This is a genomic window from Pseudomonas sp. LJDD11 (genome assembly GCF_024584215.1).
Taxonomy (GTDB): Bacteria; Pseudomonadota; Gammaproteobacteria; order Pseudomonadales; family Pseudomonadaceae; genus Aquipseudomonas.
Genome location: NZ_JANJFL010000092.1, coordinates 1 through 653 on the forward strand (window position 1 = coordinate 1; position 653 = coordinate 653).

At 54.7% G+C, this 653-nt stretch carries 1 protein-coding gene; it reads left to right on the forward strand.

The genetic code is table 11. The features are described from left to right. Positions 1 to 306 precede the first annotated feature (306 nt). Positions 307 to 653, forward strand: a 347-nt coding sequence (locus tag NRB16_RS28910; protein ID WP_257107569.1) for a TonB-dependent receptor plug domain-containing protein, incomplete at its 3' end; no start/stop codon positions are given.

Genomic DNA, 653 nt, shown 5'->3' on the forward strand with positions numbered 1-653 from the left:
GAATCGTCCGTCGAGCAATGCCCCGGCATCGTTTTTCATCCTGTCATCACATCAGGGGCATAAGTGGGCCACAGAATGTGTCGAAAATGAAATAATTCTGTACTGCAGCGACAAATCTTAATGCAAAATCTTATCATTTACAGATAAAGTACGGCCAGTTGATACCAGCCCGGTTGAGCCACTGATGGCACAGGATTCAGGGCAAACGCTATTCCGAAAGTCAAAAATGTACCTCCAAGGACTCCCTCGATGCTCGAAAGAAAAATAACAGTTAGCACCGAAAACCGTTACACAAGGCGCCCTCCTGTGTTTCACCTGACCACCCTGGCACTGGCTTTGAGCAGCGTCATCTCGGCGCAGGCAATCGCGGCGGATGAAGCATCCAGCAGCAATGCCGTTCAACTCACCAATATCAACATCAACGCCGACACCCCGGAAAACCCGACCGCTCCGCTGGCCGGCAAGGTTGCCCTGCGCAATACCAGTGCCACCAAGACCAACGCGGCCATTACCGAAACACCGCAGTCGCTGTCCGTAGTGACTGCCGATGAAATCACCGACCGCAAGTCCGACACCCTGGCCGACGCCCTGAGCTACACGCCGGGCTTCACCAGCCAGCCATCGAGCTTCAACCGCACGTCCGACCGCTTCCG